Here is a 19,130-nt window from a genome sequence, read left to right as displayed (position 1 = left end):
CTATGAACTTGTTATACTAGCTGCCCTTGACTTTTGCAAGCGTAGACGTTATAAATTGGTTTTTTAAGCTTTTTTCAGGGAAATTTCTACCAATTTGCTCTCGATTTTGGCGTCATATTTTTCTGATTCATCAACTGCAGAATTTAATTCCACGGCAAGGGTTTCAGATTTAATGATATCAGCGAAAGTGTCAATAGCTTGATATATTTCAGAATCGTCGCTAGAAATACTCAGCATAATTCGATCATCTATCTGCAGACCAGCCTGCTTGCGTGCGCTTTGGACGTGGCGAACAATTTCACGCATCAAGCCTTCGCGTTTTAGTTCAGGAGTGATTGTTAAGTCATAAACAACGCTCGGTTGCGCTGACTCAGACTCTGAATCTGTAACAATTTCAACCGATTTCACGTTTAATTCATCTTTAGCGATATCAATCAAGAACTGCGCAACTTCCGCCGGCGTATCCTGAGAAATAGTATTGATAAGCTTAACAGACGCCAACGGCTGACGCACCTTAATTCCCTCCGATGCACGCTTCGACAAGCCATCATTCACCGCAGTACGTAGTGCATTCATGTCGCGTAGCATTGAATTATCTATTTCACCAGCCGGCAACCAATCTTTAAGATGAATCGACTCGTTATCGCCCGTCAAATTATGGTACAATTCTTCCGCTAAGAATGGCGTAAACGGCGCTAGCATATAACTAAGTCGCACCAAAACGTAATGGAGCGTGCGGTAAGCGTCATTTTTATCGCCGTCATCTTCAGATTTCCAGAAGCGACGACGACTACGTCGAACATACCAGTTACTTGCATCATCTAAGAATGGCAAAATCGGCTTGGTCGCATCCTGCAAATTATAGTTATTAAGACCTCTCTCGACCTCTGTTATCAATTGATGCAACCTCGACACAATCCAAATATCCAACGGATTTGTTAAATCGTGAAGCGGATCTGATATATCGCCACTAAACTCCCAGCCATCAACTTCAGCGTACATCGTGAAGAAATCGTACATATTCCAAATCATACCAAGCTTGCGCGCTACATCCATCACATCCTTATCCGCCAAGGCAAAATTTTCGCCGTTTGTTAGCGGACTTGAAAGCATCAAGAATCGGAAGCTGTCGGCCGAAGTCTTATTCATAAGTTCCATCGGATCGGTATAATTCTTTAGCTTCTTGCTCATCTTTTTACCGTCGGCAGCATTGATAAATCCAGTACAAATCAAATTCTTCCACGGAGATTTACCGAACAAAGCCACGTTTACTGCTGTTAAACTATAAAACCAACCGCGTGTCTGGTCAATCGCCTCAATGATGAAATCGGCAGGAAAACTTGCTTCAAATTTTTCCTTGTTCTCAAATGGATAATGGAACTGGGCAAACGGCATCGAACCAGACTCAAACCAACAGTCCAAAACCTTACCGATGTGATGCATTTCTGCGCCGTTGCACTCAAACGTAACGTCCATAACTTGCGGCAAGTGATAATCGTCCAACTTGCGACCCGTAACTTCTTCAAATTCTGCAAAGCTTCCAATCACTTTCACCACTTCCGTGCCATCATTCTTCACGCCCTTCCACACTGGAATTGGTGTTGCCCAATAACGATCGCGACTCAAATTCCAATCCGGTGCTTGCTCAATGATATTGTGAAATCGTCCAGTCCTCAGATTATCTGGCGTCCAGCTGGTCTGCTCGTTCGCCTCCAACATTTCCTTTTTCTGGCTCTGAATATCCATAAACCAACTTGGGTGAGCACGGTACATCAATTTCGTGCCGCATCGATGACAATGCGGATATTCGTGGCGAATATATTCAATTTTCAGCGCCCGACCTTCTTCCAGTAAAGTCTTCGCTATCTCTTTATTTACTTCCCAAATATTGCGACCCAGCCATCTACCTTCTGTGTAATTTCCATCACCGTCAACCAACGACAATACTGGTACGTCATTTTTTCGACACAATTCATAGTCATCCTCACCGTAAGCTGGCGCAATATGAACAATTCCCGTACCATCATTAGTCGTCACGAAATCGGCGTGAAGAATCTTATGTGCAGCCGGCCCACGATTTTCAAATAGCGGCTCAAATCGCTTACCTACCAATTCAGAACCTTTAATCGTCTTAACAATCGAATATTCAAGCGGCTGATGCTTTTCATCCGTCATAACTTTCTCAACACAGTCACTTGCGACATAAAACTTTTTATCGCCATATGCCACTAAAGAATAATCAACGTCTTGATTTACCGCCAAGACCATATTTGCCGGCAAAGTCCATGGCGTTGTCGTCCACGCAAGCAAATACTCATCTTCATCTTCCAGCTTAAAGTAGACGAATAAGCTCGGGTCGGTGTCCATTTGATAGCTATTTTCCATAGCCACTTCACTCTTAGAAATTGGCGTCGCATCCTTCGTGCAATAGACCAAAATCTTTTCACCTTCATAGATTTTGCCTTCTTCGTAAAGTCTCTTAAACGCCCACCAAACAGATTCCATATAATTATTATCCATGGTTTTATAAGCGCCCTTAAACTCGACCCAACGACCAATTCGCTCAATCGTGTCTTCCCACTCGGTGCCAGTTCGCACCATAGCCGCTCGACATTCCTTTACGTAATCCGAAACGCTAATCTTCGTGCCGATCTCTTTTTTATTAGAAATGCCTAGCGTTTTTTCAACGTAAACCTCTGCTGGTAGTCCGTGACAATCCCAACCCCAACGGCGCTCAACTCGCTGACCTTTCATCGTGTGGAATCGTCCCATCGTATCTTTTACAGTACTAACTAACAAATGTCCGTGGTGTGGCGTTCCCGTTAAAAATGGAGGACCGTCATAAAAAACCCAAGAATTATCAGCAGGACGCTGCGCGACCGACTTGTTAAATGTGTCATCCTCTTTCCATCGCTGCACCCAATCTTTCTCATATTCCGCAGCTCGACGACGTGTTCCGTGTTTGAATTTCATTATATTGCCTCCTTTATTTTTTAGACCTTCGACAACTATTTTCAATTAAAAATCACCTCTTTTGACTTCGAGAATCCGCTCAGGTGTTTTATGCGGACGGTACCATCTCGATTCCAAAAGAAGTGATTCTTTCAGCTCTTTATTTGCTATTTACGCAAGCTCACGGCAGGTTCTAATCTCGACTTCATGCCAATTTCTTCCCGCAGGCTTCACGGCTGATAACCGCTCATTTCACGCCAATTCAACATACGCGAAAACGCCCTACTGTTATTGTAGCGCGTTTTCATCAAAATCCCAAGAACTTTATTTAATTTCCAGACCGCCTAAAATACACTCACCCTTCAGGTATAAAGTCTTTTTGGCAGAATCTTTAGGTAGAGTTTTATCGTCAGTTCCGCCCAAAAATCCGCGCACTTCGTTCTCGATAATCACATCGTCTGGCAAAGTAACATTAACACCACCGCAAAATGTAAAAATTTCAATCACAGAACCGTCTTTAATCTTTGCTTGACGCAAATCTAAATCCACGCCGCCAAATATTGCAACCAACGAACCGCCAGTATAATCACCTTTTACAGCGTCTTCTTCGCCCCAAAAACAAGCAATTTTCTCATTACCTGCGCCGTCTTTATCCAGCTTTTTAGAATGCTTAATGCCCTTAGGGCTAGTATTAAACATCATTGCCAAACCAGCAGCAATCAAAACTACAGGCCAAAATATCTTCCAAATACTAACGTCAACTATTCCGTAAGAATTGAAGCCGATCAGAACGCCAATCGCGACCAGCAATAATCCCCAAATCCACGCCGTTTTATTTCGATAATTGAATATATTCACCAGCCCAGACAATACAAATCCTGCAGCCCAAACCGTACCCCAGAAAATATCCCAGCTAATGTTGATAATATCGAGATTTTTCAATAGTAAAACCCCGCCGAGCGCCACGACTACAATGCTCAAAAACGCTCTAATCAGAGAACTTTTCTTCATACAACTATTCTATCACTTTTTTCATAAACTCAACGTTTTTTAATTTATCAATAATCATCAGACTTTTATTATGACTGCGCCATGAACGCTTTACATAAGGCAATAAGAGTCTAGAATAGCTGACTGCCGAATTTGGCGATTATCGCGACAATTACCGCAACAACCAGTGACACCACGACAAGTACATCATATCCGCCACTAACAGTCTTCTGCATACAGCGACAAGGGATATTTTTCCGCAAAACATTGTAACGCGTCAAACCGAACACAATCATCAGCATCCCAAGATCCAATATCAAGCACCACGGACAAAGCACACCAATTTCGACGTAGCTCATATAAAACATCCAAATAGCAAATATCATTCCAATGATAGCACCAGCCTGCGCCGCCTGCATAAACCACCTTGGAAACTTTGCTCCCGCCAACAACGCCACTGCAATTGTCACCATAACAGGCAAAGTCATCACGCCAATGAAACTATTTGGGAATCCTAAAATAGCCGCCGACCAATGATTCGCCACCGCCGAACAGCTCAGAGCCGAGCTAAAATCGCAACTTAATACAGCATGAGAGTTTTTTGCTAATTCTAAAGCTTCAATAGACAGTACGAATGATGCCAACAACCCCAGCCCACTACCGAGAAGCATTACAAATGTCGCCAAATTTTGCTTTTTCAAATCTTCGTGAAATAACCATTTTTTAATTTTATTAAACATAAAAACTCACTTCGCTAATTGTTGGTAGTGGCAAGCCGCGCCATAGATTTTGCATTTGACCACTGTCGCTTAAAGCGATAATTGTTGGATATTCTACAATGTCATAAACTTCACAAAAATTATTACCTTCTATAGAATCAGGACTCATTTCCTCTAAAACCTGGCCAGTTTGTCGACTAAAATCACGTAGAAAATCTGACACTTGACGCGCATAATCGCTTTCTGAACGATAAACAACAACCACTCGCATTATGAATCCCGTTCGCTCTTACTGCGTCGTTTCGCTAAAATCTCCACAAAGTCATCCAGCGTCTTAAACTCATAAAAGACGCTAGCAAAACGCACGTACGCTACCTCATTGCATTTCTCTAATTCATCCAAAACCTGATCGCCAATCTGTTTTGAAGTGACTTCTGACTCACCTAGCGCATACAAAGAATCTTCAACCGCCGTGATGATATTGTCGACATCCTCGTCAGACTTGAAAAACTTTCCAACCGAACGACGTGTTGCATTTGCCAACTTCACACGATCAAACAGTTCACGGTCGCCGTTCTTTTTTATAACTGCCAAGTTGGGCTTTTCGACTCGCTCATAAGTAGTAAATCGCTTGCCGTCTGGAGTTTCCCTGCGACGACGAATTGCCACACCATCAGAAACTTCACGCGATTCGATAACGCGACTATTGCCGATATTAAATACCATTTTGTTTACTCCTTATTCTTCTTTCGTCGCCTAAGAAATGCTGGCGTATCATCTTCGTCATCGTCAGCTTCAACTGTTGGATTATCCCAAATATTAGTCTCCGGCTCAGCCGCAAAACTCTCGGCCGCCTCTTCCTTGTCCAGCTCTAAGTCAATATTCTTGACCATTTCATCGTCAACTTCTGTTTCAACAGGTCTTGCATCATCACCTACAGTAAGGCTAACTTCTTGCTGGTGAAATGTATCACTATCAAATCCCGTAGCAATCACGGTAATGACAAGCTCATCTTCCATCTCAGGCTTCAAAGTCGCACCAAAGATAATGTTGGCATTCGGACTGACTGCGCTAGTAATAATTTCTGCCGCTTCCTGAATTTCTGCCATGCTCATGTCATAACCACCAGTGACGTTGAACAGAACACCCTTGGCGCCATCAATTGAGACTTCAATTAGCGGACTCTCAATGGCTTGTTGCGCCGCCTGAACCGCTCGGTCATCACCGCTCGCTCGTCCAATTCCCATCAGAGCCGAACCGGCATTACTCATAATTGCCTTAACGTCAGCAAAATCAAGGTTAATCAAACCATGCTCAGTAATCAGTTCAGAGATACCCTGAACACCCTGCCTTAAAACATCATCAGCAATCTTAAATGTCTCCAATAGTGGTGTTCGACGATCAATAGTTTGCAACAATCTATCGTTTGGAATTGTAATCAAAGTATCAACTTCGCGTCCCAAGTGAGAGATTGCCCAATCTGCATTTACTCGGCGCTTCTCACCTTCAAAGCTAAACGGTCGAGTTGCTACGCCAACCACCAAAATGCCTAGTTCACGCGCTACTTCCGCCACAACATATCCAGCTCCGGAGCCAGTTCCACCACCAGCACCAATTGTCACAAACACCATGTCTGCACCCTCTAAGGCTTCTCTAATTTCATCACGTGACTCATTGGCCGCAGCTTCACCAACAGTAGGATCCGCACCGGCGCCCAAGCCATTAGTTGCATCACGACCAAGGTGAATTTTTATGTCAGCTTTAGAATTATGCAACGCCTGAGCGTCTGTATTCATAGCGATAAATTGAACACCTGTCAGACCGGCATCTTTCATTCGATTTATAGCTGAGCCACCAGCGCCGCCAACACCGACGACTTTTATACTGGCAAATGTTTGAACTTCACTTGGTTGTATTTGCGGCATATATTCCCTCTCTTAATCCTTACATAAAGTATATCATTTATTTAAATCTAGCGAAAATATTCTTAAGTAGACCGCCAGCTTTTTTAGTTACATCATGTGCGCCAGCTAGTGGTTTCACATGCTGGGGAGTGTCCATGGTGTCAATAAGCATCAAGCCAACAGCAGCCGAAAACTCCGCGCCTTTTACTTCATCACTAGCACCGCTATATCCAGCCGGAACACCCAAGCGCGCCGCCACACTCAATTGATCCTTGGTAAATTCAACCATTCCTTTGACTTTAGCTGCACCACCAACCAGAATAACGCCACTCGGCAGCTTACCTAATCGTCCAGCACGCTTTAACTCCTTAGCGATTGCCTCAAAAATCTCTTCATAGCGCGCCTGAACTATTTCATCAATTTCTTCTTGATTGAACTTATATGTCTGCTTTTCAACCTTAGTCTCGACTTCGCCCAGAGCCTCGCCGCCAAATCGAGCATGCGCCAATTTAACAACCTCCGCAATTTCCGGATCCGTCCTAAGCCCAATAGCCAAATCATTTGTCACATTCTGGCCACCCATTGGAATAACTGCCAAATGCTGTAAATCACCTTCTTCATAAACAGCAACTCCAGTAGTCGCTGCCCCAAAATCAATTACCGCCACACCATTTTCTCGCTGACTCTCCGTAAGAACAGATTGAGCTGCCGCCAAAACCGACGGAACAACAGATACCGCGTCAACTTTTGCCATCTCTGCAGACTTCTGTAAATTTGTAACATGAGGCACCAAACCAGACACAACATTCGCCTTGATCTCCAAGCGAGCACCAGTCATACCGACTGGATCTTTGATATTATCCTGCCCATCTAATCTATAAGCATGCGCAATGATATCCAAAATCTCTCGATTCTGAGGCACCTTACCGGTTGTTGCTACTTCCTCTAATCGTAAAACGTCATCAGTCGTAACTTCATTATTAACCGTACCTACTGTAATCATTCCATCCGCTTTAGTACTCAGTAAATGCGAACCATTAATACTTAATGTTGCCGCATTAACTTGATGTCCACTCATTCTCTCAGCAGACTCCAAGGCCTTGTCAATTGCCTCAGCTGGACCACTCAAATTAGTTACAACGCCTTTTCGCATACCACTATTAGACGCTTCACCAACACCAACAACTTTTGGCGCACCATTTTCTGCGTCAATATAACCAACGACACAGCGCACGTTTTTTGTGCCAATATCAATTCCTACCACATATCGAGATTGCTCCTGCATGAGTTTCATTATACAGGTTATGTCTATAGTTTGGCAAGCGAATTACCTTGTTGCTGCCAAAAAATATTTCTGCTACAATGTCCTCACAATGAAAAACATAAACGGTTTTACTCTTGTCGAGCTTATTATAGGCATTTGCGTTATCGGTATTCTTACGGGAATTGCCACTATATCATATTCTAAGTTCAGAGAGAACGCGTATGACGCGGCTGCAAAAGAGACATTACATCAAGTCGAAACTGCTTTTAAATCATACGTAGCCGGTGGAAATAAAGTTCCCTTAAGGTATTATAAACCGCTTGGATTTTACGATAGTCCTGGTGGAGGATATACTGATTTAGGCATAAAAATATTTAACGGCGGCGGTATTGGTCGCGCTATGCATCAGGTCAATTACCTTCCAGACAACTTATTAAATACCCTAAAAAATGGTCCAACAAAGGACACTTCGCTAAAAAATAATATTGGATACAGAGAGTGTGGCAAAAATAAAGTATTTTTCTACATTGAAGTATATAATGACGGAATCGAACAAAAACAGATGCGCAAAAAGATGGACGATCTAAAATGCAGTGAAAAAACAGATCTAGATTGGCAAGCTGAGCACGGCGTAACTCGTTATGCTGGCGGATGGGGTGGCGGCGATCTTGCCACCCGTCCCCGATATATAGTCGCCGAGATAGATTTCGATAACGAATCGCTGGATTCAGATTGATAATTAAAGCTTCGTCAGAATTTCAGCGCCAGTTTCGGTAATCAATACCGTATGTTCAAAGTGCGCACCCAGACTGCCGTCTTTCATGCTAATTGTCCAGCCGTCGCTGTCGGTGATAATTTTCTCACCGCCCAAGCTCGCCATAGGTTCAATTGCAATTGTGTCGCCAGCGTACAAAATCGGACCAGTTCCTCGCCTGCCGTAATTCGGAATTTCTGGCTCCATATGCATACTCAGCCCCACACCATGACCAACCAATTCACGGATTATACCAAGTTTAGCCTTCTTCAACACAGTCTCCACTCCCGCTGAAATATCGCCAACTCGAGTTCCATCGCCAGTTATCGCGTCAATTCCCGCATATAAACTCTGTTCTGTTGCATGCAATAAATGTTTCTTCGCACCCTTAGGTTCTTCATCGACAACCATAGTAAAAGCACTATCCGTTTTCATTCCACGATAGCCAATCACCAAATCAAAGCTGACCACGTCGCCCTTTTCAAAAACATATTCGGTTGGCAAAGAATGCACCAATTGCTCGTTCGTCGATATACAAATCACTCCTGGAAACTTCACTTCGTCCGTAAGATAAGTCGCCTCTGCGCCAAAATCTTTAATTCGCTTGGCTACAAAATCGTTAGCGTCCAGCTCACTCATTCCAGCCGTTACGGATTTTTTCAATTCATCATAAATTGTCGCAAGCATTTTACCGCACTCGCGCATATCTTTCATCTGTTGCGGCGTTTTTTCTCCAGTAATCAATTGGCTCATTTTACACCCTCAACGATGCCGCGACTGACCAGCTCTCTCTCGATTTCATCATGAACTTGCCCGACAGTTCCAACGCCGCTCATATGTACAATTGGAACACCGTTTTCATTTAGATAATCCAGAATTGGGTAAATTTCACCTCGATAAATACTGAGCCGCTTGTCGATTGCTTCAGGCGTGTCGTCAACTCGACCACGAACCCTCAAACGCTCCAGAATTTCATCACGCGGAACTTCAAGCACAATCACCAACTTAACGTCTTTTCCGTGATGTGAACGCGACTCAATCAGCCATTTAGCCTGTTCTAATTGCCTTGGATAGCCGTCCAGAATTACGCCATTAATATCCTTAGCTTTATTAAGAGCCTCGCCCATCAAACCGTTAATAGTTTCTACTGGTACCAGTTCACCAGATTGCATACGATGAATTAATTCGCCATCATGTGTGTCACGAAGCAACTGTCCAGCACTAAGCCAACGCCAACCATGACGCGCCGCTAAAATCTGCCCCTGCACACTCTTACCAGCACCCGCTGGCCCAAAAAATACGATCATTTTTTCCTCCTATTTTGTGAGTTTTTCTTTAACAATTTTTGCCACCAACGCGCCGTCCGCAGCATTGCCAACCTTACTTTTTACCGCGCCAATAACTTGTCCCATTTTCTGAATTGAGACATCGTCCATACCCGCAATAACTTCTTCTACAATCTTTGAGATTTCTGCTTCGCCGAGTTGCTCTGGCAAAAATTCTCGTAAAATTTCCGCTTCTTTTTCTTCAGGTTCCGCCAACTCCGCACGGTCATTCTTTCGATATAAATCCGCACTTTCGACGCGCTTTTTCACTTCTCGAGCAACGACTTTTTCAATTTCAGTATCATCCAAGCCGTCTTCTCGCTTACCCAAAGAAACTTCTTCGTTTAAGATTGCTGCCTTCAGATTACGCAAAACATCACCACGAAAACGATCGCCGCTCAATAGAGCGGCTTTCATTTCACTAGTAATGCGCTCTTTTAGCGCAGACATTAACGCACCCCTAGGCGCATTTTTGCCGTTTTTTCAGCTCGTCGCTCGCGGCGAATAATAGCTTTTTTACGACGCTCGGTCTTTGAAATTGGTTTTTCAAAACGCATAACGCTCTTAGCGCGAGCCAAAACACCGCTTTGCAAAACCCTGCGGTTGAAACGACGAATGATATTTTCGTTCGCTTCCTTCTGATCTTTACGTGTTACTTGTACCATACTGCAAACATTATAACAGATAAGAAAGTATTTGCCAACTAGATTGTTATAAAATAACCCAACACCTACACCCCAGAAATATGTAACAATCGCCCTTCAACCGACTTCATTCCCTGCCACTCATTTATGGTTGGCTGGAACCAAGCAGACACTTCGTCGCCCACTTCACGGAAAAATTCTTCTGGCGCATTAAAAGCCAACATCTGCAGCGTAATATTATTTTTATCACGCAAGTTCAATTTCACATGTTGCCCATCCACACCCATTCTCCTCACGCTCAAAACCGTCGCTTTGGTTATCTTCAATATAGGCTCCGTGTTACCATTGCCAAACGGCTCCATTTTTGCCAAATTATCAATCAGTTCTTCATTAATTTCCGAAAAATCGTCGATCTCCACGTCAGCCCTCGGCAGCAAATATAATTCCTGATTTTTTAATTGTAACGAATCGTAAAACTCATTCACTCGTTGCCTAAAATCGTCAATTCTCTCGGTCGCCAGCGTCACGCCCGCCGCCGCTCCGTGACCACCGCCTTTAATAATGATATCGTCAGCTGCGCGAACTGCATCGGCCGCGGAAAAATCACCAAAACTTCGCGCCGAACCCGTAGCCTCATCGCCACGCTCGCCAATTATAAAAACTGGCTTCTTATATTTCTCAACCAACTTTGACGCCACAATGCCGATAACTCCGTGATTCCAATTTCCGCTATTCACCACCAAAACTCGATCATCAGTCATATTGTCCGCCTGCTGGCAAGCTTCGTCAAAAATCTCGTCCTGAATACTGCGACGCTTAATGTTCAATTCTTCCAACTTTTCGCTAGCCTCCAGCGCCTCCAGTCCGTCATTCGCCGTCAGCATATCCAGAGCATATTGCGCTGTCTCCAGTCTACCCGCCGCGTTCATTCGCGGCCCCAGACCAAATCCCAAATGTCTAGCATTAACCTTCTCCGGCTCAATTCCCGCCGCCGACATCAATGCCTTCAAACCAGGACGTCTCTGCTTTCTCAAAACCTCCAAGCCCCAATAGACATTCGCCCTATTTTCATCCGCCAGCGTAACTATGTCGCAAACCGTCCCCAGCGCCACCAGATCCAATAGCCACTTCTCGTAACCATCTGGTAGCCCGTCCAGTTCGGTTTGTAGGGCTTGCACCAGCTTGAACGCCACACCCGCGCCGCATAAATCGCGAAACGGATATTTATGACCAGGAAACTTCGGATTAACCGCAGCAATACTCGGCGGCGGAGTCTCAGCAACATTATGGTGATCAGTCACCACCGTATCAATCCCCAAACTCGACGCATATTCAATTTCCGCATGACACAAACTTCCCGTATCAACCGTGACAATTAAATCCGCGCCCATATTTCGCACCTTATCAACGGCTCCCATCGTCATTCCGTAACCCTCAACAAACCGATTCGGAATAAATGCACCAACCTCCTTAAAGCCAAATTTACCAAACGCATCCAACAAAATTGCCGTTGCACTCAGCCCGTCAATATCGTAATCGCCGTAAATAACAATTTTCTCGCCCTCAGTGTGCGCCTTTTTCAAGCGGTCCACCGCTTTTCTCATATCTGGCAATAAAAACGGATCATGCTTTACTGACGCGTAATTCGGATGCAAAAATTCCTCACGCGCCGCACGCATAGTCAAGCCTCGAGACGCTAAAATTTTTTCAAATAATGTCATTAGTCTTTATCAGCCATGCCGCGCTTTGATCGCGCTGAATATTGCTGAGATTTAATCACCATACTTTGCAATTCCTTAAAAATTGGGAATTGTTTATTAGTGAAATACGTACGCGAATTCCCCTGCTTCTCGCTCTGCAGAAATCCAACTTTTTCTAATCGCTTCAACTCTCGCTGAATATTTCCGGGATCTTCCTTAATTAGCTTTGCCAATCCGCGAACATGTGTGTGAAAATCAGGATACTTAGCGTATACTACTACAATTTTTCGCCGCACCCTAGATGTAATAAAAACGTCTAACATAACCTCCCTAACGCATCTTTCTTAATTAAAGTTTATCACAATTTTACAACACCCGACAAGTTTTTTACTTCCAATTCAAAATAACTTGATTAATTTTTGCTATCGTTTCCTCTTTGGACGGCAATATATTGTCCTCATAATAATGATTTAATCCCATAAAATTCTCCTTCACATCCAAGATATGCATTTCATCAACCGTCATGTGCAATTTATCTACCGCCGCCACGCCACAAAACGGCACCGCAATCACCAATTTCTCAATCCGAACAGACTTCAGAAAACTCAAAGCCACATCCAAAACCGATAAATCATCGCCAAAACCATCACTCACCAAAATTACCACCCGATCCTTCAGCATATCCTTATCAATAATTCCGCCATCACCCAAAAGCCTATTCATTTTCTGATGAGCCTCGCGCTTTTTCTCTTCCAGATAACCGTGAAATTCACTAGTATATTCATTAATTTCACCGTCAGAAAATTGACTATTATACGTAAATTGCCCAGACTGTGACATCGCCCCGATGCTTAAACTTTCCCCAGGAATCTCAATCCCCTCGCTCAACAACATCATGAGAACACAGTGAAGCTTCACTGCAATTTGCTCGCCGATCAGCACACCACCTTCGCCAATTGCAACCACTGCGCAGTTTTCATAGCGATACTTTTCCAGTACTTGATCAGCCAGGATTACCCCAGCCTGCGAACGACTCTCAAAATACATATGCTTATTTTAGCATTTTTTTCGCGATATAATATAAACATGCATTACTATTTGGTTTCACCGACAAGAATCGTCCGCACCGACGCAAGCTCGTTTACGTATTCTTCGGAGGAAAGACTGCCGACCGGAATGATTGTTGCTATAGAAGTCGGCAAAATCAATACTATTGGAGTAATTCTACAAGAAGTTCGTCAACCAGATTTTGAAGTCAAGCCAATTAGTAAAATTGTTGAAGAATATCCCTTGCCAATCGAACTCGTTCAAACTGCTATATGGATGAGCAAATATTATGCCACACACCAAGCAACCGTATGGCAAACAATTTTACCCAGCGGATTATCCAAAAAACGTCGCTCAATTAACCAATCCGTCTCTATTAATCAAATAGAAAATCGAACAAAAAATGTATTCACTAATGAGCAAAAAGCAGCCCTCCAGGCCATCGAAAATCTCCATTCCGGAACAGTACTTTTACACGGCGTAACTGGCTCAGGAAAAACTTTAGTGTACATAGAAGCCGTAAAACAAGTCTTAGAAGAAGAGCGATCGTCAATAATTTTAGTCCCCGAAATTGCCCTAACTTCACAACTAGTTGCTGAATTTTCCGCTCATCTGCCAAATGTCATAGTTACCCATTCTAAACAAACCGAAGCTCAACGATATGCAATTTGGAAAAGGGTTATTAGCTCAAACGACCCGATAGTAATAATTGGTCCACGGTCTGCCCTTTTTGCGCCCGTGCAACAACTTGGGCTTGTGGTAATTGATGAGTGTCATGAACCGAGCTTCAAGCAGGAGCAATCCCCTCGATATTCAGCTCTCCGCGTCGCCTCAGTTCTTACAAATCAACATCGCGGCAAGCTAATTTTAGGTAGTGCCACTCCAGCAGTTGCCGACTATTACGTTGCAAAAAAATCAAACACGCCAATCATTACAATGACAAAGCCAGCAAGGCCAGACACCGTTCGCCCCAACGTGACGCTGGTCGATATGACAAAGCGCAACAATTTTACTCAACATCAATTCATCTCTGACCCACTTCTGAAATCTATAAACACAGCATTATCAAAAAACGAGCAAGTTCTTATTTTTCACAATCGGCGCGGCACGGCATCAATCACATTATGCGATAACTGCGGCTGGCAGGCTGGCTGCCCACGCTGTTTTATTCCGCTCACTCTACACGCGGATAGTCATAAATTGTCATGCCACATTTGTGGTTTTTCAACCAAAGTTCCTACTAGCTGTCCTGAATGTAAAAACGCCGACATCATCCACAAAGGTATCGGAACTAAGCGAATTGAAGACGAATTACAGAGGTTATTCCCGAACAAAAAAATTGCTCGATTTGATAAAGACACCGATTTGAAAGCTACCGTAGACGAGCGTTATGATGAACTGAAAAATGGCGAAATAGATATAATTATCGGCACGCAAGTTATCGCCAAAGGACTAGATTTGCCACATTTAACAGTCGTCGGAGTCATTCAAGCCGACACCGGACTTTCCCTCCCTGACTATTCATCGCCCGAACGAACATTTCAATTGCTCGCCCAAGTTGTCGGTCGCGTCGGCAGGTCAAGCACACCAACAGAAGTCGTCGTCCAGTCATATCAACCAAATCACTCATCCATCACGAACGGACTATCTCAAAACTATACAGAATTTTATCAAAGAACCATATCTCAACGACAAAAAACCAACTTTCCACCTTTTACTTACTTATTAAAACTAACTTGCGTTTATAAAACCGAAGCCGCCGCCATAAGGAACGCTAAAAAATTGTCCGAACTATTAAAATCCAATTTTGATAACATTGAAGTTTTTGGACCAACGCCCGCTTTTTATGAGCGTGTCCGTGATACATATCGATGGCAAATTATAGTCAAAAGCCCCCGACGACAAGAGCTTCTTGACGCCTTGAACCTCCTACCGTCATCACACTGGCAGTACGAGCTTGACCCTGTAAGTCTACTGTAATTTCTGGTATAATTATAGCAATGACAAAAGACGATATTATCACATTACCAAATCCACATCTTCGCCAAAAATCATCAAAAATCCACGTTGTTACTAATGATGTTATAAAACTGGCAGACGAAATGACCGCAGCCGCACTCGATTGGGAAGATTCCAGACCTCACGAGATTAGCGCTGCCCTGGCTGCTGTGCAAGTCGACAAATTAGAGCGTGTTGTGATTGTTCGAGCTGACTTTGAAAGAAAATCAACTCGCGATTTCATCACTCTTATCAATCCAGAAATCGTGAAATATGAAGGCGAGATTGTTGAAGACTTTGAGGGTTGCTTAAGCGTTAAAAGCATTTACGGAAAAGTTCCTCGCTATAGTAAAATTCGTGTAAAAGCCATGAATTTAGACGGCGAGGAAGTGCGAATTAAAGCCGAAGGATTTTTGGCGCGCGTATTGCAGCATGAGATAGACCACTGTAATGGATTAGTTTTTATAGACCATATTAAGGATAAAAAAGACGCTTTTTATACGCTCGATGAGAAAGGCGAGTTGCAACCGTTAGATTATGACAAAGATATCGCCGAAAATAGTATTCTTTGGGACTGAAAATTACAGTCTAATTACTTTAGAAGCTCTCGTTGAAGAGGAATTTAACGTTGTTTGCGTCATCACCAAACCTGACACCAAGCGTGGTCGCGGGCACAAACTTACTGAACCTCCAGTAAAAACATTCGCTAAATCTCACAATATTCCAGTTTTACAGCCAAGCAAAGTCAATGAAATTACCGAGTACATAAAACAGATTCAGCCAGTAACGGGCGTTTTGGTTGCGTACGGAAAAATCATTCCCCAGTCAATTATCGACTTATTTACCCCAGGAATTATCAATGTTCACCCTTCTTTACTACCAAAATATCGAGGACCTTCACCCATTGAATCAGCTATAGCCAATAGAGATACCGAAACTGGCGTATCGATAATGCAACTTGATAGTAAAATGGATGCCGGCCCCATATACACCCAAACTCGACAATCGCTCACTGGAAAAGAAACAAAGTTCGAATTATATGACAAATTATTTCACGACGGCACTTCTCTGCTAATAAAAAACCTGCCAAACATCATCAATGGAAATCTTCAACCAACACCACAGGACAATTCTCAGGCTTCATATTGCCAATTATTAAGTAAGGACAATTCACGGCTCAATGCTGAGTGTATGACCGCCGCCGAAGCCGAAGCTCACGTTCGCGCACACCTCGGATTTCCGCGTAGCCGAATGACAATTGACGATCGAGATATCATCATCACGAAATCTCATTGCGACAAAACTCCGAGTTCTCATCTTGATAAAAAATTCGCCGATGGCAACTATTTAATTATTGACGAGCTCATCGCGCCTAGTGGAAAAACAATGACCACTGAAGATTACCTAAGAGGCTACAATAAAAAATAACCCCGCATAAGGGGTTATTTTTTATCATCCGTATAAAATTACGCTTGGGCTGAACCCAAGATAGCGTCTTTATTCGCTATAATTTCCTTTTTCAAGTCAGCCATAACCGCAGCTACGACATCACGATAATCTGGGCGGTTAACCTCTAACCACTTAGTAGCCGCAAATTCATCCTTCAAGCGCGGATCATCAATAGGCAAACCTGAAGCTTGTGACATTTTCTGCAACATTGGTTCCTGCTGATAATTGGGCGCATGTTTCATCAGAAAATCATCCACAGCACCAGGAGTTTTATCGATAATTCCCGCAAACTCCTCTAGTTGCGCATCACTCATACCCTGGCTTAGGCGCTCGCCAACTCGTAATTCCAGTTCGCCATAAATATGCTGCAAAAATGGCTTTCGCTGCTCTTCTGGCAACTGATCCAGTCCTAATTCTTTAAGAAATTCCTCATTCAGTTGGAACATAGTCCTCCTTTTCTTTCGTCTATATGCTTAGGTTAAATTATACCAGTAACTATTTGATATTACTATCCACGCATCATATTAAACGCATCACTGTATAATTTTTGCAATTCAGCCATCGTCTCATTCATTGACGACTGAACAATTTCTGTTAAATCAATGTCATTATTTATACACCAATTAAGCACCGCAGGAACATCATCTCCGTCCAGCAATACCATAAACTCATCCAGCCTCTCTTCACCAACAGTCAGTAAGACCTTCCTTGTAATCTTATCCCGTACACTGTTAGCGACGTCTTCCCTCATCTGCTCTTTTTTATCCGTCGGCAATGACCCAAAACCAGCTTGCTTTAAGAATTCGTCAGTAATTTCAAACATTTTTATCTCCTTGTTTATTTTTATATTTTATCTATTAAACGTATTTATTCAATACCTTCAATACGTCCGCAGTAGCGCTAGATCCGTCAACTTCCATCCATGTTCCGCCAGGGCCATCAAACCACTGTACGGTATGACCGTCAGCCATTGCCTTGTCAGCCAGGTTGTGAAGTTGATCCATCGCATTAGCGTCGCCAAACTTCTCAGCAGCCCAGTCCCAAGGATAGTCGTAAGAATCAAAATTTATTTCTGGTACATTTGGCGCCTCTGGAGTTGACACGCCTGTATTAACAGCCCCACTACCAGATTGCGGTACACTATCCCCACTACCAGATTGCGGTACACTATTTCCAGTAGCATAGGTAGAGCTCAGCCAATTTCCAGCAAGACCACCCAGACCAAAACCGATAGTATACTTAACCAAACCTGACCCTATTCGCCGATATAGATCCTCTTGACGCTTCACGCTCACGTCCTTTAATTCATCAACTGACATATCAACAGCACGATTCATTACATAATCAGCCTCCTTGCCAGCCACATCTTTAGCAAATGAAGAATCCAGGTAATCAGGGTGATTCTTGGCTATGCGATCTTCGCCACGACGCTCTTCAAGGATATTCTGCTTTAACGCGCCAGCAACTGCAAGTTTTGTGGCAACAAGAGTAGCTGTGGTAATAGGCCATCCAGCGAAGGCCGCCGTAGTAGTACCTACCGCAAAGCCAGCACCACCAAGTTTAAGCCACTGAGAGACTTTACCGCCCTTAGTAAACCATTCACCAACCTTAGCGGCATATTTTTTGAACTTATTACGCCCATCAAGCATCTCATCATACTTCTCAGATGTCCTCTTTGAAGTTTCTTGTGCATTTGCAAATACCGCCTGAGCTATTTCCGCCGCCAACCCAGCCTGCTTATCTGCGTCTTGTTTTGCTGCTTCGATTTCATCAGCAAACTTAATACGCATGTATTCCAATTCGCTCTGCTTCAATTGTTCGGTAGCGGCCTCTAATTCATCTTGGCGCTTCTTTCCACCAAAGTAGTTCTTGAAGAAGTGAGTTTCAACGGCAATACTAGCCTTAGCGAACCTTTCCCTAGCAACCTTAAGGAGAGCAGCTGCCTCGTGTTCATCTACGCTCATCTCGGTTTTTTCGGTATTGGCTTTAGTGTAAGATTCATCCTTCTTTGGTTCGTCGTCGCCATATTCAGCTTCGTCATATTCATTGCCAAGATACTTATCTCGCATAGCCTGTTCGTATGGTGTTAAGCCTTCTGGATCAGTAGAATGCTTGGCGGCTTCATCCCCCGCCTTATCCTTCTGCTCATTTATAAGTATATCAATAGGTGTGGGTTTGGGCGGCTTAGAAACTTCTGGCGCCAAGCTATCATTAGCAGCATACTCATCAGAATCCCTGCCAATCATTGTCCTCCAAGTCTTTTTTACCGCTTTCATCGCAGTCCGACCCATTTCTCTAAGCACAGACGACAACTTCTCGGAATTGTTTTTGACGTCTGCGCTGGACGAACCTTCGGGTGTTTTGATCATTTTGTGGTGGTTTCC

General features: G+C 43.5%; 21 protein-coding genes. 4 read left to right on the top strand and 17 right to left on the bottom strand.

Annotation, left to right across the window (positions count from 1 at the left end):
• Positions 1 to 63: 63 nt before the first annotated feature.
• The 7 genes from ileS to ftsA form a co-directional block, all read right to left on the bottom strand.
• A complete protein-coding gene (ileS, locus tag LR957_RS00540) occupies positions 64 to 2,973 on the bottom strand; it encodes an isoleucine--tRNA ligase (RefSeq protein WP_232273051.1) in 2,910 nt (969 codons plus the stop codon).
• Between the two features lie 303 nt (positions 2,974 to 3,276).
• The gene (locus LR957_RS00535) at positions 3,277 to 3,963 is read right to left on the bottom strand and encodes a LiaF transmembrane domain-containing protein (RefSeq protein WP_232273050.1); all 687 of its coding nucleotides are present in this window, start codon (positions 3,961 to 3,963) and stop codon (positions 3,277 to 3,279) included.
• Between the two features lie 110 nt (positions 3,964 to 4,073).
• Entirely contained in the window at positions 4,074 to 4,682 is a 609-nt protein-coding gene (locus LR957_RS00530) for a vitamin K epoxide reductase family protein (RefSeq protein WP_232273049.1), read from the bottom strand.
• On the bottom strand, positions 4,675 to 4,932 hold the full coding sequence (locus tag LR957_RS00525) for a hypothetical protein (RefSeq protein WP_232273048.1): 258 nt from the start codon (positions 4,930 to 4,932) through the stop codon (positions 4,675 to 4,677). The genes LR957_RS00530 and LR957_RS00525 overlap by 8 nt, the downstream gene beginning before the upstream one ends.
• Positions 4,932 to 5,387: a transcriptional regulator NrdR gene (gene nrdR, locus LR957_RS00520; RefSeq protein WP_232273047.1), complete on the bottom strand. Its 456-nt coding sequence runs from the start codon at positions 5,385 to 5,387 to the stop codon at positions 4,932 to 4,934. The genes LR957_RS00525 and nrdR overlap by 1 nt, the downstream gene beginning before the upstream one ends.
• Positions 5,388 to 5,392: 5 nt before the next feature.
• Positions 5,393 to 6,586, bottom strand: a complete 1,194-nt coding sequence (gene ftsZ / locus LR957_RS00515) for a cell division protein FtsZ (RefSeq protein ID WP_232273046.1) — start codon at positions 6,584 to 6,586, stop codon at positions 5,393 to 5,395.
• A 37-nt stretch (positions 6,587 to 6,623) separates the two neighbouring features.
• Entirely contained in the window at positions 6,624 to 7,850 is a 1,227-nt protein-coding gene (gene ftsA / locus LR957_RS00510; protein ID WP_232273045.1) for a cell division protein FtsA, read from the bottom strand.
• Between the two features lie 88 nt (positions 7,851 to 7,938).
• On the opposite strand from ftsA, the gene LR957_RS00505 reads away from it, so the two are divergent.
• A complete protein-coding gene (locus LR957_RS00505; RefSeq protein ID WP_232273044.1) occupies positions 7,939 to 8,565 on the top strand; it encodes a type IV pilin protein in 627 nt (208 codons plus the stop codon).
• A 3-nt stretch (positions 8,566 to 8,568) separates the two neighbouring features.
• On the opposite strand, the gene map is transcribed toward LR957_RS00505, so the two are convergent.
• From map to LR957_RS00470, 7 genes are all read right to left on the bottom strand, one after another.
• Positions 8,569 to 9,336, bottom strand: coding sequence for a type I methionyl aminopeptidase (gene map, locus LR957_RS00500; RefSeq protein ID WP_232273043.1), 768 nt, complete (start codon positions 9,334 to 9,336; stop codon positions 8,569 to 8,571).
• Positions 9,333 to 9,890, bottom strand: coding sequence for an adenylate kinase family protein (locus LR957_RS00495; protein WP_232273042.1), 558 nt, complete (start codon positions 9,888 to 9,890; stop codon positions 9,333 to 9,335). Before LR957_RS00495 ends, map begins: the two co-directional genes overlap by 4 nt.
• Before the next feature lie 9 nt (positions 9,891 to 9,899).
• On the bottom strand, positions 9,900 to 10,358 hold the full coding sequence (locus LR957_RS00490) for a GatB/YqeY domain-containing protein (protein WP_232273041.1): 459 nt from the start codon (positions 10,356 to 10,358) through the stop codon (positions 9,900 to 9,902).
• Positions 10,358 to 10,573: a 30S ribosomal protein S21 gene (locus tag LR957_RS00485; protein ID WP_039326918.1), complete on the bottom strand. Its 216-nt coding sequence runs from the start codon at positions 10,571 to 10,573 to the stop codon at positions 10,358 to 10,360. The genes LR957_RS00490 and LR957_RS00485 overlap by 1 nt, the downstream gene beginning before the upstream one ends.
• 65 nt (positions 10,574 to 10,638) lie before the next feature.
• Positions 10,639 to 12,273: a single-stranded-DNA-specific exonuclease RecJ gene (gene recJ, locus LR957_RS00480; protein ID WP_232273040.1), complete on the bottom strand. Its 1,635-nt coding sequence runs from the start codon at positions 12,271 to 12,273 to the stop codon at positions 10,639 to 10,641.
• Positions 12,273 to 12,575 carry a helix-turn-helix domain-containing protein gene (locus LR957_RS00475; protein ID WP_129632285.1) on the bottom strand — a complete coding sequence of 101 codons (303 nt, stop codon included), beginning with the start codon at positions 12,573 to 12,575 and terminating at the stop codon, positions 12,273 to 12,275. The genes recJ and LR957_RS00475 overlap by 1 nt, the downstream gene beginning before the upstream one ends.
• A 64-nt stretch (positions 12,576 to 12,639) precedes the next feature.
• Positions 12,640 to 13,299 carry a phosphoribosyltransferase gene (locus LR957_RS00470; RefSeq protein WP_232273039.1) on the bottom strand — a complete coding sequence of 220 codons (660 nt, stop codon included), beginning with the start codon at positions 13,297 to 13,299 and terminating at the stop codon, positions 12,640 to 12,642.
• A gap of 39 nt (positions 13,300 to 13,338) precedes the next feature.
• On the opposite strand from LR957_RS00470, the gene priA reads away from it, so the two are divergent.
• Genes priA through fmt form a run of 3 tightly spaced genes read left to right on the top strand, consistent with a single transcriptional unit; the run spans position 13,339 to position 16,725 of the window.
• Positions 13,339 to 15,279, top strand: coding sequence for a replication restart helicase PriA (gene priA, locus LR957_RS00465; RefSeq protein ID WP_232273038.1), 1,941 nt, complete (start codon positions 13,339 to 13,341; stop codon positions 15,277 to 15,279).
• Positions 15,280 to 15,299: 20 nt separating this feature from the next.
• Positions 15,300 to 15,875, top strand: a complete 576-nt coding sequence (def, locus tag LR957_RS00460) for a peptide deformylase (protein WP_232273037.1) — start codon at positions 15,300 to 15,302, stop codon at positions 15,873 to 15,875.
• Positions 15,835 to 16,725 (top strand): methionyl-tRNA formyltransferase, encoded by an 891-nt coding sequence (fmt, locus tag LR957_RS00455; RefSeq protein ID WP_232273036.1) that lies wholly within the window; start codon positions 15,835 to 15,837, stop codon positions 16,723 to 16,725. The genes def and fmt overlap by 41 nt, the downstream gene beginning before the upstream one ends.
• Positions 16,726 to 16,763: 38 nt before the next feature.
• On the opposite strand, the gene LR957_RS00450 is transcribed toward fmt, so the two are convergent.
• From LR957_RS00450 to LR957_RS00440, 3 genes are all read right to left on the bottom strand, one after another.
• On the bottom strand, positions 16,764 to 17,192 hold the full coding sequence (locus LR957_RS00450) for a DUF5663 domain-containing protein (protein WP_232273035.1): 429 nt from the start codon (positions 17,190 to 17,192) through the stop codon (positions 16,764 to 16,766).
• Positions 17,193 to 17,254: 62 nt separating this feature from the next.
• Complete coding sequence (locus LR957_RS00445) at positions 17,255 to 17,569, bottom strand: DUF5663 domain-containing protein (protein ID WP_232273034.1); 315 nt, start codon at positions 17,567 to 17,569, stop codon at positions 17,255 to 17,257.
• A gap of 34 nt (positions 17,570 to 17,603) precedes the next feature.
• Positions 17,604 to 19,115, bottom strand: coding sequence for a hypothetical protein (locus LR957_RS00440; protein WP_232273033.1), 1,512 nt, complete (start codon positions 19,113 to 19,115; stop codon positions 17,604 to 17,606).
• Positions 19,116 to 19,130: the final 15 nt, after the last annotated feature.

It is taken from the genome of Candidatus Nanosynbacter sp. HMT-352 (assembly GCF_021222645.1).
GTDB lineage: Bacteria > Patescibacteriota > Saccharimonadia > Saccharimonadales > Saccharimonadaceae > Nanosynbacter.
The sequence above is the reverse complement of the archived record's forward strand: the minus strand, read 5'-3'. Positions and strand labels throughout refer to the sequence as shown.

What these genes read in the sequence shown, in the direction of transcription:
- LR957_RS00495 (WP_232273042.1), bottom strand. Translation starts at nt 9,890, where the DNA reads ATGATCGTATTTTTTGGGCCAGCGGGTGCTGGTAAGAGTGTGCAGGGG.
- LR957_RS00535 (WP_232273050.1), bottom strand. Translation starts at nt 3,963, where the DNA reads ATGAAGAAAAGTTCTCTGATTAGAGCGTTTTTGAGCATTGTAGTCGTG.
- LR957_RS00530 (WP_232273049.1), bottom strand. Translation starts at nt 4,682, where the DNA reads ATGTTTAATAAAATTAAAAAATGGTTATTTCACGAAGATTTGAAAAAG.
- LR957_RS00475 (WP_129632285.1), bottom strand. Translation starts at nt 12,575, where the DNA reads ATGTTAGACGTTTTTATTACATCTAGGGTGCGGCGAAAAATTGTAGTA.
- def (WP_232273037.1), top strand. Translation starts at nt 15,300, where the DNA reads ATGACAAAAGACGATATTATCACATTACCAAATCCACATCTTCGCCAA.
- LR957_RS00445 (WP_232273034.1), bottom strand. Translation starts at nt 17,569, where the DNA reads ATGTTTGAAATTACTGACGAATTCTTAAAGCAAGCTGGTTTTGGGTCA.
- LR957_RS00470 (WP_232273039.1), bottom strand. Translation starts at nt 13,299, where the DNA reads ATGTATTTTGAGAGTCGTTCGCAGGCTGGGGTAATCCTGGCTGATCAA.
- LR957_RS00440 (WP_232273033.1), bottom strand. Translation starts at nt 19,115, where the DNA reads ATGATCAAAACACCCGAAGGTTCGTCCAGCGCAGACGTCAAAAACAAT.
- ftsZ (WP_232273046.1), bottom strand. Translation starts at nt 6,586, where the DNA reads ATGCCGCAAATACAACCAAGTGAAGTTCAAACATTTGCCAGTATAAAA.
- recJ (WP_232273040.1), bottom strand. Translation starts at nt 12,273, where the DNA reads ATGACATTATTTGAAAAAATTTTAGCGTCTCGAGGCTTGACTATGCGT.
- map (WP_232273043.1), bottom strand. Translation starts at nt 9,336, where the DNA reads ATGAGCCAATTGATTACTGGAGAAAAAACGCCGCAACAGATGAAAGAT.
- nrdR (WP_232273047.1), bottom strand. Translation starts at nt 5,387, where the DNA reads ATGGTATTTAATATCGGCAATAGTCGCGTTATCGAATCGCGTGAAGTT.
- LR957_RS00525 (WP_232273048.1), bottom strand. Translation starts at nt 4,932, where the DNA reads ATGCGAGTGGTTGTTGTTTATCGTTCAGAAAGCGATTATGCGCGTCAA.
- ileS (WP_232273051.1), bottom strand. Translation starts at nt 2,973, where the DNA reads ATGAAATTCAAACACGGAACACGTCGTCGAGCTGCGGAATATGAGAAA.
- LR957_RS00505 (WP_232273044.1), top strand. Translation starts at nt 7,939, where the DNA reads ATGAAAAACATAAACGGTTTTACTCTTGTCGAGCTTATTATAGGCATT.
- LR957_RS00485 (WP_039326918.1), bottom strand. Translation starts at nt 10,573, where the DNA reads ATGGTACAAGTAACACGTAAAGATCAGAAGGAAGCGAACGAAAATATC.
- LR957_RS00490 (WP_232273041.1), bottom strand. Translation starts at nt 10,358, where the DNA reads ATGTCTGCGCTAAAAGAGCGCATTACTAGTGAAATGAAAGCCGCTCTA.
- ftsA (WP_232273045.1), bottom strand. Translation starts at nt 7,850, where the DNA reads ATGCAGGAGCAATCTCGATATGTGGTAGGAATTGATATTGGCACAAAA.
- priA (WP_232273038.1), top strand. Translation starts at nt 13,339, where the DNA reads ATGCATTACTATTTGGTTTCACCGACAAGAATCGTCCGCACCGACGCA.
- LR957_RS00450 (WP_232273035.1), bottom strand. Translation starts at nt 17,192, where the DNA reads ATGTTCCAACTGAATGAGGAATTTCTTAAAGAATTAGGACTGGATCAG.
- fmt (WP_232273036.1), top strand. Translation starts at nt 15,835, where the DNA reads ATGACAAAGATATCGCCGAAAATAGTATTCTTTGGGACTGAAAATTAC.